The organism is Pseudonocardia sp. (assembly GCF_025965585.1).
Taxonomy (GTDB): domain Bacteria; phylum Actinomycetota; class Actinomycetes; order Mycobacteriales; family Pseudonocardiaceae; genus Pseudonocardia.
Genome location: NZ_JAOPWR010000171.1, coordinates 1 through 13294 on the forward strand (window position 1 = coordinate 1; position 13294 = coordinate 13294).

16 protein-coding genes are annotated in these 13294 nt (G+C 72.9%); 6 read left to right on the forward strand and 10 right to left on the reverse strand.

What is annotated here, in order from left to right; translation table 11 throughout:
- A partial coding sequence (locus JWR81_RS10695) for an NIPSNAP family protein (RefSeq protein WP_297650073.1) occupies positions 1-126 on the reverse strand: 126 nt, incomplete at its 3' end.
- Positions 127-410: 284 nt separating this feature from the next.
- On the opposite strand from JWR81_RS10695, the gene JWR81_RS10700 reads away from it, so the two are divergent.
- A complete protein-coding gene (locus tag JWR81_RS10700; RefSeq protein ID WP_297650046.1) occupies positions 411-1520 on the forward strand; it encodes a polysaccharide pyruvyl transferase family protein in 1110 nt (369 codons plus the stop codon).
- Positions 1521-1531: 11 nt separating this feature from the next.
- Here the strand turns inward: JWR81_RS10700 and soxR are convergent, their stop codons facing one another.
- The gene (gene soxR / locus JWR81_RS10705) at positions 1532-2002 is read right to left on the reverse strand and encodes a redox-sensitive transcriptional activator SoxR (RefSeq protein WP_297650048.1); all 471 of its coding nucleotides are present in this window, start codon (positions 2000-2002) and stop codon (positions 1532-1534) included.
- Positions 2003-2050: 48 nt separating this feature from the next.
- Here soxR and JWR81_RS10710 point away from each other — a divergent pair, with 48 nt between their 5' ends.
- The 4 genes from JWR81_RS10710 to JWR81_RS10725 all read left to right on the forward strand — a co-directional run bounded on the left by JWR81_RS10710 (position 2051) and on the right by JWR81_RS10725 (position 6937).
- Positions 2051-2737 carry an SDR family oxidoreductase gene (locus tag JWR81_RS10710; RefSeq protein ID WP_297650050.1) on the forward strand — a complete coding sequence of 229 codons (687 nt, stop codon included), beginning with the start codon at positions 2051-2053 and terminating at the stop codon, positions 2735-2737.
- Entirely contained in the window at positions 2734-3807 is a 1074-nt protein-coding gene (locus JWR81_RS10715) for an S-adenosylmethionine:tRNA ribosyltransferase-isomerase (protein WP_297650052.1), read from the forward strand. The genes JWR81_RS10710 and JWR81_RS10715 overlap by 4 nt, the downstream gene beginning before the upstream one ends.
- Before the next feature lie 346 nt (positions 3808-4153).
- A complete protein-coding gene (locus JWR81_RS10720; protein WP_297650054.1) occupies positions 4154-4876 on the forward strand; it encodes a transglycosylase SLT domain-containing protein in 723 nt (240 codons plus the stop codon).
- Between the two features lie 33 nt (positions 4877-4909).
- Positions 4910-6937 carry an acyltransferase family protein gene (locus JWR81_RS10725; RefSeq protein WP_297650055.1) on the forward strand — a complete coding sequence of 676 codons (2028 nt, stop codon included), beginning with the start codon at positions 4910-4912 and terminating at the stop codon, positions 6935-6937.
- 52 nt (positions 6938-6989) lie between these two features.
- On the opposite strand, the gene JWR81_RS10730 is transcribed toward JWR81_RS10725, so the two are convergent.
- The 3 genes from JWR81_RS10730 to JWR81_RS10740 all read right to left on the reverse strand — a co-directional run bounded on the left by JWR81_RS10730 (position 6990) and on the right by JWR81_RS10740 (position 9646).
- On the reverse strand, positions 6990-7217 hold the full coding sequence (locus JWR81_RS10730) for an RNA-binding S4 domain-containing protein (RefSeq protein WP_297650057.1): 228 nt from the start codon (positions 7215-7217) through the stop codon (positions 6990-6992).
- A 90-nt stretch (positions 7218-7307) separates the two neighbouring features.
- Positions 7308-8483, reverse strand: a complete 1176-nt coding sequence (locus tag JWR81_RS10735) for an acyl-CoA dehydrogenase family protein (protein WP_297650059.1) — start codon at positions 8481-8483, stop codon at positions 7308-7310.
- Positions 8483-9646, reverse strand: coding sequence for a CaiB/BaiF CoA-transferase family protein (locus tag JWR81_RS10740; RefSeq protein WP_297650061.1), 1164 nt, complete (start codon positions 9644-9646; stop codon positions 8483-8485). Before JWR81_RS10740 ends, JWR81_RS10735 begins: the two co-directional genes overlap by 1 nt.
- Positions 9647-9702: 56 nt before the next feature.
- Between JWR81_RS10740 and JWR81_RS10745 the strand changes: the two genes are divergently transcribed.
- Complete coding sequence (locus tag JWR81_RS10745; RefSeq protein WP_297650063.1) at positions 9703-10437, forward strand: helix-turn-helix domain-containing protein; 735 nt, start codon at positions 9703-9705, stop codon at positions 10435-10437.
- Positions 10438-10509: 72 nt separating this feature from the next.
- On the opposite strand, the gene JWR81_RS10750 is transcribed toward JWR81_RS10745, so the two are convergent.
- The 5 genes from JWR81_RS10750 to JWR81_RS10770 all read right to left on the reverse strand — a co-directional run.
- Positions 10510-11016, reverse strand: coding sequence for a GrpB family protein (locus JWR81_RS10750; RefSeq protein WP_297650065.1), 507 nt, complete (start codon positions 11014-11016; stop codon positions 10510-10512).
- 18 nt (positions 11017-11034) lie between these two features.
- Positions 11035-11343, reverse strand: coding sequence for a metal-sulfur cluster assembly factor (locus JWR81_RS10755; RefSeq protein ID WP_297650067.1), 309 nt, complete (start codon positions 11341-11343; stop codon positions 11035-11037).
- Positions 11340-11723, reverse strand: coding sequence for an uL22 family ribosomal protein (locus JWR81_RS10760; RefSeq protein ID WP_297650069.1), 384 nt, complete (start codon positions 11721-11723; stop codon positions 11340-11342). The genes JWR81_RS10755 and JWR81_RS10760 overlap by 4 nt, the downstream gene beginning before the upstream one ends.
- Before the next feature lie 11 nt (positions 11724-11734).
- Entirely contained in the window at positions 11735-12946 is a 1212-nt protein-coding gene (locus JWR81_RS10765; RefSeq protein ID WP_297650071.1) for an FAD-dependent oxidoreductase, read from the reverse strand.
- Positions 12943-13294: Rieske 2Fe-2S domain-containing protein (locus tag JWR81_RS10770; protein WP_367278771.1), on the reverse strand; the 352-nt coding region annotated here is incomplete at its 5' end. The genes JWR81_RS10770 and JWR81_RS10765, both read right to left, overlap by 4 nt.

A 13294-nucleotide genomic window follows, 5' to 3' on the forward strand; every position in this document is an offset into this window, starting at 1 on the left:
GAGGGAGATGAACGTGACCTCCATCCCCAGCCGCTCGAAGATCTGCAGCGTGTGGTCCTTGAAGCGCTTCACGAGGGCGGGCATGCGGCCGGGCACCGTGGTGTACTCACGAATCTCGTAGATCACCCGCTGATCCTAGGACGGTACTGAAGAGTCCCGGCCGAATCGAGCCGTGTCCAGGTGGTCACATCGCAAGGCGGAGGAGGGCGTGCGCCCCGGATCGAGGTGTCCTGGCGGAGGGGATGTCAAGCGCGGCACGGGGTATGTCGCCGGTTCGAAGGAACGCGCCTTCGAGCGGCCGGGCGGTACCCCGTAGGCTTCGGCGAACGAGTGACAGCGGCTGCGCAACTTCTGGACGCGGCAGCCGTTGGTGACAGAGAGTGGCGCCGCTCCCCAACGCGAGGAACTCGATGACGGACCCCCGCCCCAGCCTGATCCGCCAGCAGCTCGCCGACCTCGGCCGTCGGCACGCCGCCCGCGCGGGCGGTCGCACCACGCGTGTGCTGGTGATCGGCAACTTCGGCAACGGCAACACCGGCGACGAGGCGATGCTCGCCCGCACACTGCAGGAGCTGCCCGACGACGCCGAGGTCAAGGTCGTCTCCCGCAACCCCCGCATGGTCGAGGCCCTGCACCGCGTGGCCGCGGTCCCGATGGAGGGCATCGCCTTCACGAAGGCCCTGCACTGGTGTGACGGCATCGCCGTCGTCGGCGGTGGCCTCTTCGGCACGGGCGCCTCGCCGCTCGTCAAGGCGCTGCCCGCCATCATCTGGGCCACCACCGCGCGCGGCCGCGACATCACATACGTCGCCATCGGCGTCTACCCGGGCACCCCCGAGCGCGTGCTCGACCTGCTGCGCCGCTCGGTGCGCAAGCCCGGCCGCATCAGCGTCCGCGACGAGACCTCCGCCGCTACCCTCGGTGATGCGATCGTTGCTCCTGTCGTGGGCGACCTGGCGATGGGCCTCGCGCCGGCATCCCCTGCCGAGGCCCGGCGTGCGCTGGCCTCCGCCGGGGTCGACCCGGCCGTGCCGCTGCTGATCGTCGCGCCCAAGGCGCTGCCCAACCCGATCCTCGTCGACGCCCTGCAGGACGCGGCAGCCACGCTGGCCCGCCGCTGGATCGAGCGCGGAGGCGCCGTCGCCGGCCTCGCGATCAGCACTCACGCCGACTACGGCCTGGGCCTGGCCCGCCGCGACGAGGTGCTGATCAACGAGCTCGGCGAGCGCCTGGGCCGCACCGTCCCGGTGCTCGGCCCGCAGCTGCCCCCGGCGCTGGCCAAGGCGGTGGTCGGCGAGGCCGACGCGCTGTTCGGCCTGCGCCTGCACGCGCTGATCTTCGCCGTGTCCACCGGCGTCCCGTGCCTGGGCGTGGGCTGGGAGGAGCGCATCACCGCGTTCCTCGCCGAGCACGAGCAGGCCGCCATCAGCACCCGGCCGCCGGCGGAGGACCTGCACGCATGGGTCGACCGCACCCTCCCGGCCCGCTGGTCCGCGCGTCCGAGGCTCCTGAGCAGCTGACCCTCCTGGGGTCAGACGCCGTCCACCGGCGTGCGGCGGAGCAGGGCGGGGAGCAGTTGGGCGCCCGCGCCGCCGGCCGCCGCGCGGTCGTCGGGGTTGTAGAGCCGGCAACGCTGCAGGCTCAGGCAGCCGCAGCCGATGCACGAGTCGAGGCCGTCACGCAGGGCCACCAGCGCCTCGATCTGCTCGTCCAGCCGCCCCCGCCACGAGCGCGACAACCGGGCCCAGTCGGCCTTCGTCGGCGTGCGGCCGTCGGGCAGCTGGTCGAGGCCCTCGCGCACCTCGTCCAGCCCGACGCCGATGGTGCGGGCCGCGCGGATGAACGCCAGCCGCCGCAGCACCGACCGCTCGTAGCGCCGCTGGCCACCGGACGTGCGCGTGGTGCGCAGCAGGCCCTCGCGCTCGTAGTACCGCAGCGCCGACTGCGGGAAGCCGCTGCGCCGTTCCACCTCGCCGATGGTGAGCAGGTCCCGCGCGTCCATCCAACCGTCCCTTGACCTCGACCTGACTTCAACTTGCACGGTAGCGACATGACCTCCACTGTCGCCATCGTCACCGGGGCCGGCCAGGGTTTCGGCCTCGCCCTCACCACCGCTCTCGCCGCCCGCGGCATGCGAGTGCTCGCCTGCGGCCGCGACGCCGGGCGCCTGCGCGCGGCCACCGCGGGCCTCCCCGGCGTCGCCGCCCTGCCCGGTGACGTCACCGACCCCGCCTTCCGGCGGCAGCTCGTCGAGGCGGGCGGCGGCCGGCTCGACCTGCTCGTCCACAACGCGGGCGAGCTCGGCCCGTCACCGCTGCCCCGTCTGGAGCACTACCCGCTCGACGCGCTGCGCTCGGTGCTGGAGACCACGGTGCTCGCCCCGCTCGCCCTCACCCAGCTCGCGCTGCCGCTGCTGCGTCGCTCAGCCGCCCCGACGATCGTCACCCTCAGCTCCGACGCCGCCGTCGAGGCCTACGAGGGGTGGGGCGGCTACGGGGCCGCGAAGGCGGCGCTGGACCACGTCGCCGCCGTGATGGCCGTCGAGGAGCCGGGCGTGCGGGTGCACGCGTTCGACCCCGGCGACATGCGCACCACCATGCACCAGCGTGCCTTCCCGGGCGAGGACATCTCCGACCGGCCCGAGCCGTCGACCGTCGTGCCCGCGTTCCTGCGGCTGCTCGACGAACGCCCGCCCAGCCGCCGCCATCGCGCCGCCGACCTGCTGGTGGCGTCGTGAGAGCCGCCACCACCTTCGTCCTGCCCCACGACCTGGAGGCCGACGCCCCGCCGCTCACCCGCGACGGCGTCCGGCTGCTCGTCGCGCGCGAGCGCCGCCCGCTGCGCCACGCCCGCTTCACCGACCTGCCCGCCGCACTGCGGCCCGGCGACCTCGTGGTCGTCAACACGTCCGCCACCGAGCCCGCCGCCGTCGAGGGACACCGGGCCGACGGCAGGCCGGTGGTCGTGCACGTGTCCGGCCCCGCTCCGGGCCGCGGGGAGAGCTCCGTCGTCGTCGAGCTCCGCACCCCCGACGGGCAGCGCGTCCGCGACGGGCGGGGCGGCGAGGCGGTGCGGCTGCCCCGCGGGGTCGTCGCGGTCCTGGTCGCAGGCCACCCGGACGTCCGCGTGACCGAGGGCAGCAGGCTCTGGCTTGCCCGGATCCCGGTCGAGGGCGGGCTGCCCGCCTGGCTCGCGGCGCTCGGGGCGCCGATCCGCTACGCCCACCTCAGCGGGCGCCCGGCGCCGGCCGAGTACCGGACGGTGTTCGCGGTACCGACGCCCGAGTTCGCGAGTGCCGAGATGCCGAGCGCCGCGCGGCCGTTCACACCGGCGGTGGTGGACGCATTGCGCGCCCGCGGCATCGGGATCGCCCGGCTCGTCCTGCACACCGGGGTGTCCTCGCTCGAGGCGGGCGAGGCGCCGCTGCCCGAGCGCTACCGGGTGCCCCGGGAGACCGCGGACGCGGTGAACGCCGCGCGGGCCGCGGGTGGCCGCGTCGTCGCCGTGGGGACGACCGTGACCCGGGCCCTGGAGACGGCGGCCGACGCGGACGGCAGCGTCCACCCGGCCACCGGGTGGACCGATCTCGTGCTCGGCCCCGACCGCCCGGCGACGGTGGTGGACGGGCTCGTCACCGGCTGGCACGAGCCGCAGGCCTCGCACCTGATGCTGCTCGAGGCGGTGGCCGGGGTACGGCTGGTGGGGCGCGCGTACCGGGCCGCCGTCGAACGGCGCTACCGCTGGCACGAGTTCGGCGACTCCTGCCTGCTGCTTCCTCTACGCGCGGCCGTTGGTCGCAATGGGTGACCGCTGAGCGGATCCCGCTGGGCCGTCCGCGGCCGTCCACCGAGAGACGAACGGACATCGACGAGCGCCGACAGGCCACCCCGCACCTTGTCCCGGCGCAACGCTCTCTCGTAGGGTCCTTGCCAAGCGTCACGATCCGATCACGAGAGCAACCGAGCCGGGACTCCCCACCCGGCTCGCCGGGCCCCGAACCTGGTCGCCCTCGCGTGAGATCGCTCCCCCGCGCTGAAAGGTCAGGTTCTTGGCAGGACACCGCTCCCCCCGTGGTCGTCGTGCGCGCAGCAACACCGATCTGGTGCCTGCGCGTCACCTCGTCGCATCGGGCCCGGCACCCACCGGGCCGTCGTTGCGCACCACCGTGGTCGCCTCGGCAGCCGCGGTCGGCGCCGTGGCCACCGGCACGTTCACCGCACTCGTACCGACGCCCGGTGACGGCACCACCACCACGGCCGCGGCCGACGAGACGTCGACGATGAACCCGACACTCGCCGCGATGTCCATGAGGATCCCGAGCAACGCCACCGCGATCGGCACGCTCGCCCCGATCTCGTTCGACAGCAGCGACAGCAGCGACACCGGCCAGCCGGCCGGGTTCGCCGCCGCCGACCAGCACCTCGCCGCTCTCGGCAAGGGATCCGACCTCGCCGCGAAGCTCGCCAAGCAACTCGCCGACCAGCAGGCGGCGCAGGCCGAGCAGGCCCGCATCGACGCGATCGTCGCCCAGGGCGGCCTCGACGGCTGGATCGCGGAGGCCCTCCAGATCCTCGACCTCCCGCAGTCCATGGCGCCGAGTGTCAAGAAGATCGTGATGTCCGAGTCGGGCGGCAACCCGCACGCCATCAACAACTGGGACGCCAACGCCCGCCGCGGCACCCCGTCCCAGGGCCTGATGCAGACGATCCCGACGACGTTCCGTCACTACGTCGCACCCGAGCTCGCCGACCGGCCCATCACCGACCCGATCGCGAATCTCACCGCGGGCATCAGCTACATGATCGCCAACTATGGCCTGGAGACCCTCGAGGCCGGTGGCCGGACCAACAGCAGCGGCGGTTACGTCGGCTACTGAGTACCGCCCGGCCCGGAGCGCCGGAGGCCGGGCATGACCACCACCCGCCCCGCGCACGACGTCGATCCGCCGCCCGCCACCACCAGCACCTACCGCCCCGAGCTGCAGGGCCTGCGCGCCCTGGCCGTCACCCTGGTCGTCTGCTATCACGTGTGGTTCGACCGCGTGTCCGGTGGCGTCGACGTCTTCCTGCTGGTCACGGGGTTCCTGCTCACCGGCCAGCTCTACCGGGCTGCCGCGCGCAACACGCTGAGCCTCCCGCGGCGCTGGAGCCGCACGCTCGTCCGGCTGCTGCCGTCGATGGCCACGGTGCTCGTCGCCACGATGCTCGCCGGCGCGCTGATCCTCCCCGAGGGACGCTGGCACCAGACGGTGCGCGAGGTCGTGGCGTCGGCCCTGTTCCTGGAGAACTGGGCGCTCGCCGCCGACTCGGTCGACTACGCCGCCCGTAGCAACACCACCAGCGTCGTGCAGCACTTCTGGTCGCTGTCCATCCAGGGCCAGGTCTTCCTGTTCTGGCCGATCGTCATCGCGCTGGTCGCACTGAGCTGTCGATACGCGACGGCGTCGCGCGGCGTGACCGCCACGCTGCACACCCGTCTCACCGTCACCTCGCTCGCCGTCTTCGTCGCCTCCCTCACGTACTCGATCGCGCTGACCATCACCGACCAGCCGCTCGCCTACTTCCACTCGCTCACCCGGGCGTGGGAGTTCGCCCTCGGCGCGCTGCTCGCACTGTGGATCGACCGGATCGTGCTGCCGATGTGGGCGCGGATCGCCATGGGCTGGGTGGGCGTGGTCGCGCTGGTCGCGTGCGGCCTGGTGATCGAGGGCGTCGACGTCTTCCCCGGGTACGCCGCGCTCTGGCCCACCGGCTGCGCGGTGCTCGTGCTGCTGGCCGGGTACACGCGCTCGCCGTTCGCGGCCGACCGGATCCTCGCGAGCAGGACCGCCCGCTACGTCGGCGACATCAGCTTCACGCTCTACCTCTGGCACTGGCCGGTCCTGATGCTCTACCTGTCGGGACGCGACCAGGAGGCCGTCGGCCTGCACGGCGGACTGTTCATCATCGCCGTGTCCGTGGTCCTGTCGGTGCTGACGCACCAGTTCGTCGAGAAGCCGATGATCGCGCGCTCGCCGAGCGTCCGCGGGGGCGTCAAGCTCGGTGCCGTCTTCGCCATGGTGGTGCTGCTCGCCGCGGGCGGCTGGCAGGCCGCGGCCGCCGCCCGGGCCGTGCCGAGCGGAGTGGTGGGCGACGCGCAGCACCCCGGCGCGATGGCCCTGGGCGCCGGACCGGTGGCGAGCGCGCCGCTGCTGCCCACCGCGGTGTCGGTCCTGGACGACTGGGACAACACGTTCGGCTGGAACTGCTCCCCGGTGCGGACCTACCCCACGTCGAAGGTCTGCATCCAGCCGGTGGAGAACCCGGCGAAGAAGGTCGTCATCGTCGGCGACTCGCACATCCAGCAGTTCGGCGCCGCGCTGCGTCCCATCGCGGAGAAGTACCACTGGCAGCTCATCTCGCTGCTGCGCGGCGCCTGCCCGTTCTCGACGGCGTCGGAGACCGACCCCGACCAGCCCGGCTGCGTCGACTGGAACAACGCGGCCGTGCAGGAGATCGCCGATCTCGAGCCGGACGCCGTGGTCACCCTCGCCTCCATGGACGTGATGCCGGGCCTGACCGAACGCACCCCGCCGGGCTTCCCCGCGCAGTGGAAGCGGGTCACCGACCTGGGCATCCCCGTATTGGCGGTGCGCGACAACCCCCGCTTCACGTTCTCGATGCCCGACTGCGTCCAGCAGAACGGCGTCGACTCCGCGCGGTGCATCGTCGACCGTGACGACATCTACGCGCCCGTGCCGCCGTACGAGAACGTGCCGGACGTGCCGGCGGGCGTCACGTTCCTCGACACCGCCGACGCCATCTGCACCCCCACCATGTGCCCGCCCGCGGTCGGCAACGTGCTGGTGTACCTGGACAACAACCACCTCACCCGGTCCTACGCCACCACCATGGCCGGGCGGATCGAGAGCCGGGTCGTGGCGGCCATCGGGCGGTAGGCCTCCTGCTTCATCACCTGCCGCACACCGCGGAGGACCTCGATCACCCGCGTCAAGCATCCACCGGACGGGCGCGCCGGCCTGCGACCGCGACGACGTCACCCGCGCGCAGCTGGGCTCCGCGACGGCTCTCCACCCGGCCGTTCAGCAGCACCTCGCCCGCGTCGAGGAGGGCCTTGGCGTGGCCGCCGTGCTCGGCGAGGCCCGCGAGCTTGAGGAACTGGCCCAGCCGGATGGGGCCCTCGGCGATCGGGATGTCGTGGATCGGGGACGGCGTCACACGACCATCATGGACCCATCTGGACCGCTGTCCGCGAAGCCGCCGCGGACGAGCCGTCGGCCTGCTCTGCGCGCGTCCCGCTGAGCACGGTCAGACGAACGCCCCGACCCCGGTGATCGCCCGCCCGACCACGAGCGTGTTGATCTCCCGGGTGCCCTCGTAGGAGTACAGGGCCTCGACGTCGGCGAAGAACCGGATGGCGTCGTTCTCCAGCAGGATCCCGTTGCCGCCCATCAGCTCCCGGGCCCACGCGACGGTCTCGCGCGCTCGGCTGGTGCAGAACGACTTGGCCAGTGCGGCCTGGTCGTCGCGACACTCCCCCGCGTCCTGCAGCTGCGCCACGCGCACGGCCATCGCCATCGACGCGGTGACGTTGCCGAGCATGCGGGCCAGCAGGTCCTGGATCATCTGGAACCCCGCGATCGGCCGCCCGAACTGCTCGCGCTCCCCCGCGTACGCGAGTGCCGCCTCGTACGCGCCGCGCTGGGCGCCCACCGCGTTCCACGCCACGCCGCCGCGGGTGGCCTTGAGCACCCGGTTGACGTCGCGGAACGACGCGCAGCGCTGCAACCGGTTCGCCTCCGGGACGCGGCAGCCGTCGAGCACGATGTCGGCGTTCTGGACGGTGCGCAGCGCGAACTTGCCCTCGATCTTGGTGGCCGAGAACCCGGGCGTCCCCTTCTCGACGACGATCGCCTTGACCTGCTCGTCCTCGACGTCCTTCGCGAAGATCACCACGAGGTCGGCGAACGTGCCGTTGCCGATCCAACGCTTGGCGCCGTCGAGCACCCACTCGTCACCGTCACGCCGGGCGGTGGTCTCCAGCCCGCGCGCGACGTCGGAACCGCCGTGCGGCTCGGTGAGCCCGAACGCGCCGATCGTGGAGAGGTCGGCCATGGCCGGGAGCCAGCGCTCGCGCTGCTCGTCGGAGCCCAGCTCGGCGATGCTGCCCATCGCGAGCCCGTTGTGCACGCCGAGGAACGTCGACATCGACGGGTCGACGCGCGAGATCTCCATCCCGACGAAGCCGCTGAGCAGCCTGGACACGGGCGCGTGCCCGGCGGGCGGATAGGCCAGGCCCACGAGGCCCGCCTCGGCGAACCTCGGCACGAGGTGGTGCGGGAACTCGGCGGCCTCCCACGCGTCGTTGACGATCGGCCGGACCTCGCTGTCGAGGAACTCACGCGTGTTCTTCAGGAACGCGCGCTCGTCCTCGGTGAGCAGGCTCTCGAATCCGTAGTAGTCGCTGGCGGTGACGGGATCCATCAGATGTTCTCCTTCAGCTCGGCCAGCACCTCGTCGGTGTGCTCACCGACGTTCGGCGCGTGCCGGCGGATCGATGCGGGGGTACCCGAGAACCGCACCGGGATACCGATCGAGCGGTAGCGGCCCTCGGTCGGGTGGTCGACCGTCTGCAGCACCCCGCCCTCGACGACGTACGGGTCGTCGGGCACGTCGGCGAGGTCGAGCACCGGCGCCATGGGGATCGAGTGCTCCGCACACACCGCCTCCCACTCGGCCGTGGTGCGGGTGCCGGCGACCTCCTCGATCAGCTCGTAGAGATCGCCGTGGTGCGCCGCGCGGGCGGCCGGGGTGGCGAAGCGCTCGTCGTCGCCGAGGTCGGGGCGCCCCGCGGCGGTGAAGAAGTCGCGGATGTTCCGCTCGTCGTAGGGCAGGATGCACGCCCAGCCGTCGGCCGTGCGGACGGCGCGGTGCCCGGCCGCGACCGAGCGGGGAAAGCCGACAGGCCCCTCCGGCGGGTCGAACGTCAGGCCGTTGAGGTGCTCCACGAGGTTGAACGCCAGCATCGTGTCGGCCATCGGCACCTCGATGTGCTGGCCCTCGCCCGTCCGCTGCTGGTGGACCACGGCGGCGAGCACGGAGTAGGCGATGGTCAGCGCGCAGATCTTGTCGGCGAGGATCGTCGGCACGTAGTCCGGGCGGCCCGTCGAGCGGCGCATGAGGTCGGTCAGGCCCGAGCTGGCCTGGATGATCTCGTCGTAGGCGGCGCGGTCGGCCAGCGCGGAGTCGCTGCGGAAGCCCTGCGCGGTGCAGTAGACGAGCCGCGGGTTCTCCTTCGCCAGCGCCTCGTGGTCGAGGCCGAGGCGGCGCAGCGCCCCGGGCCGCATGTTGGTGACCACGACGTCGGCGGTGCGGACCAGGGCGAGGAACTCCTGCCGGCCCTCCTCCGACTTCAGGTCGATGACGACGCTGCGCTTGTTGCGGTTGACCGCCATCGACAGCGCGCTCATCGTCGCGTGCCGCTGGGGATGGATGCGCCGCGTCCGATCGCCCGTCGGCGGCTCCACCTTGATCACGTCTGCGCCCAGGTCCCCGAGGATCTGGGTCGCGTACGGGCCCATCACCACGGTGGCCAGGTCGATCACGCGGATGCCCTGAAGCGGGCCCGTCTTCACGTCCTTGTCCATACCAACAAGATTAGGTACGCTAACAACATTACGCAATGTGAGATGGTGATACCCAAATGGATAGACTGCGGCGGCCCCACCACCGCACCGTCGACCGGATCGCGGAGATCCTCGAGACCGTCACCGGCGCGCCTGACGGGCTCACGCTCAGCGCGCTCGCCGTGCGCCTCGACGCGCCGGTGTCGTCGATCCAGAAGCTGGTCAACGGTCTGGTCGCCACGGGCTACCTCGCCGAGGTCGACCTGCGCTACCACCTCGGCCCGGCCGTGCACGTGCTCTCGATCCGCAGCGGCGGCTCGCCCACCCACCACGTCAGGCACACCGATCTCGAACGCCTGCACGCCGACGCCGGCGCCCCGGTACTGCTCGCGATCCGCGTCGGCCACGACGCCGTCTACGTCGACTGGGCGGGCACCGACGAACCCTTCGACTACGTGCTCGCCCGCCGGCTGCGGGCCCCGTTGCCGGACACGGCTGCCGGTCGCGTGCTCATGGCGAACATGAGCCCGGCCGAGCGCCGCGAGTGGGTCACCGCGCGGTTCGGCGCCGACGAGGCGGGCGCGATAGCGACCCTCGAGGCGGCCGCCACGATCCGTGCCGAGGGCCTCGTGCGCGGGCTCAGCGGACCCGTCATGCCCGACGTCCGGGCGGTCGCCGTACCGGTTCGCGCGGACGGCCACGTCGTCGCCGCGGTGTCGATCGCCCACCACCTGCCTGGCACCGAGGCCGAGCTGGGCCGCTACGAGCGGCTCCTCCGCGCCGCGGCCGCCGAGTGGGAGGACCGCTCGTAGGCATCTCGGGTCGGGCCGCCTGATCACCGGCCGGGCGGCTCCTCCCCCCGCGCCAGGATCTCCGCGATGAGGTCACTCCTGGCCTCGGCGTAGGCGTTCATGTCGGGCCAGGCGCCGCTTCAGCGCGGCGTACGCATCGCGGTCCGCGGCGTCGACGCGGAGCCGATCGCGAAACCTCAGGTCCCGCCGGACCCGGTCGGTGCCGGCCGTCGTGACGTGCACGTGCACGTCCTGCTGCAGCGGACGCACCATCCGGTGGCCCGGCTCGCGGACGCGGAGCTCGTAGCCGGCGGCGAGCAGGTCCGGGAGGTAGGCCGCCTCGTCGTCGACGTCCGCGACGGCGAGGTCGACGTCGATGATCGGCTTCGCGGGCAGGCCGGGGACGGAGGTGGAGCCGATGTGGTCGACCGTGATCGCCCGCCGGCCCAGCGCGACCGTGATGCGGTGGCGCTCGATCTCGAAACGGCGCGGCCAGTCGGCGTCGTAGGCGACGATGACGATGTCGCGCTTCGTCGTAGGCGACGATGACGATGTCGCGCTTCTCGATGCCGCCGATGAGCTCCACCCGGTCGTCCACACCGTCAGTGTCCCTGCGGCTCAGAGCCTGAACCCGATCGCGGCCAGCTGGACACGTCCCTCGTCGGTGATCTGCGACGGCGACCAGGCGGGCCGGAACACCCACCGCACCTCGTAGGCCGACAGGGTTCCCGCCAGAGCGGTGCTCATCTGGTCCTCCATCACCCCGGTGAGCGGGCAGGCGGGCGACGTGAGCGTCATCGTCAGCACCGCGGGCGTCACGTCGAGGTCGATCTCGCGGACGAAACCGAGATCGACGACGTTCACCCCCAGGTCGGGGTCGATCACCTCACGCAGCGCCTCGAGCACATCGGTCGTCGACATCGTCATCGGTCCACCTCTCCGTGCACCAGCCGCAGGGCCGGAACCTGCAGCACCACCCGGATCCGGGTGGTCTCGGTCGTGATCCAGGTGGCGAGCCCGTGGGCCTGCCTGCGGACGCGCGTGACCGGCTCTCCGTCGCCGACCTCACCGCCCGCCACCACGCACATGTGCGCAGGCACACCCACCCCGTCCGCCGCCGCGAGCGCTCCCTGCAGCACCCGCGCCACCGGCTCGCACGTACCCGGTCCCGGCCGTAGCAGCACCGCCAGGGCCTGCGGCGCGGTCATCCCGCGGACGCGATCCAGCGCGCGGAGCGCCACGGCGGGGTCGATCCGGGCCTGCGGCGTCTCGGCGCTGATGACGCCGGACGCGACGGTGATCTCCACGGCAGCCCCCCTCATGCCCGCGCCGGGCGCATGACCCGGCGCAGGTCCACCGACTCGTCCCGCAGCTGCTCGGCCGTCACCGGGTGCCCCGCGAGCAGCAGCTTGCGGCCCGCCATCACCTCGCGCGGACGGTCGAGCCCGAGCACGGACGCGACCCGGCCGTCCCGTAGCCCGAACCGCACGAACGACCGATCGGCGACGCTGCCCCGCACCACGAACTCGTCGGTGTCGGCCAGGTCTCCGCAGCTCTGCAGGGTGTGTGTGTACTGGTCGGACCAGAACCAGTGCGGGACGTCGTGCTCGACGTCGTGGCCGAGCATGGCGCGGGCGGCGACCGCACCCTGGCGCTTGGCGGTGTCGTGGTGTTCCACCCGCGTCCGCCCGTGACGCGGGTGGTCGTGCGCGGCGACGTCACCCGCGGCGAACACCCCCGGCGCCGTCGTCCGACAGCCCGCGTCGACCAGCACACCGTCGGCGCACGGCACCCCGGCCGCCTCCCACACGTCCGTGTCGCGGACGAGGCCGGCCGCGACCAGCAACGCCCCGCACTCGACCGGGCCCTGGTCGGTGTGCACGACGAGCCCACCGGCGATCTCCTCGACGGACTCCACGTGCACCCCGCACCGCACGTCGACGCCCGCCACCCGGTGGATCCCCGCGAACACGGCACCGAGCTCCGGGCCGACCACCCGCTCCATCGGCATGCCGGCCATCTCCAGCACGACGACGTCGGCGCCCAGCCCCCGGGCGGTGGCCGCGACCTCGCACCCCAGGACCCCACCACCGAGGACCGCCAGCCGTTCCCCCGGGACCAGCCGCTCGCGCAACGCGTCGGCATCGGCGCGGGTGCGCAGGTGGTGCACCCGCTCACCCGTGAACCCCGGCAGCCGCCGCGCCCGCCCCCCGGTGGCGATGAGCAGGGCGTCGTAGCCGAGCAGCGAGGGCCCGACCCGCACTCGGCGGGCGCCGATGTCGAGCTCCGTCACCCGCACGCCCGTGAGGAGCTCGATCGACTGGCCGCCGTAGAAGTCCGCCGGATGGACGGCGATCTCCGGTGCGGTCCCGGCGAGCCACGCCTTCGACAGGGGCGGCCGCTCGTAGGGCACGTCGGGCTCGTCGCCGACGAGCAGGATCTCCCCGTCGAAGCCCTCGGCGCGGAGCGTGGCCGCGGCGGTCGCCCCGGCCACGCCCGCCCCGACGATCAGGTACCGGCGGCTGGTCACGGCGAACCCACGTCGACCTGGATCATCCCCTCCTCGTCGACGCGGCAGGGGTAGCTCGTGAGCGAGCAGGTGGCCGGGTTGCGCCCGGCCCCGCTGCGCGCGTCGAACTCCCACAGGTGCCGCGAGCAGGTGAGGACCTTCCCGTCGAAGTCGCCCTCGTCGAGCGCCCAGTCCTGGTGCGGGCAGCGGTTGCGATAGGCCCGGACGTCACCGTCGACGTTCATGAGCAGCACGCTCGTGCCGTCGACGGTGACGGCGGTCATCTCCCCCTCCCACAGCTCGTCGAGCTCCAGCGCGGGAACCCAGCTCGCCGTCACGCCCTCCACGCTCAGCCGACCGCTGCCGCTG

Bases quoted from the DNA above. Each gene is read 5' to 3' on its own strand.
- JWR81_RS10735 (WP_297650059.1), bottom strand. From the start codon at position 8,483: ATGGATCCCGTCACCGCCAGCGACTACTACGGATTCGAGAGCCTGCTC.
- JWR81_RS10755 (WP_297650067.1), bottom strand. From the start codon at position 11,343: ATGACGATGTCGACGACCGATGTGCTCGAGGCGCTGCGTGAGGTGATC.
- JWR81_RS10700 (WP_297650046.1), top strand. From the start codon at position 411: ATGACGGACCCCCGCCCCAGCCTGATCCGCCAGCAGCTCGCCGACCTC.
- JWR81_RS10740 (WP_297650061.1), bottom strand. From the start codon at position 9,646: ATGGACAAGGACGTGAAGACGGGCCCGCTTCAGGGCATCCGCGTGATC.
- JWR81_RS10745 (WP_297650063.1), top strand. From the start codon at position 9,703: ATGGATAGACTGCGGCGGCCCCACCACCGCACCGTCGACCGGATCGCG.
- JWR81_RS10710 (WP_297650050.1), top strand. From the start codon at position 2,051: ATGACCTCCACTGTCGCCATCGTCACCGGGGCCGGCCAGGGTTTCGGC.
- soxR (WP_297650048.1), bottom strand. From the start codon at position 2,002: ATGGACGCGCGGGACCTGCTCACCATCGGCGAGGTGGAACGGCGCAGC.
- JWR81_RS10725 (WP_297650055.1), top strand. From the start codon at position 4,910: ATGACCACCACCCGCCCCGCGCACGACGTCGATCCGCCGCCCGCCACC.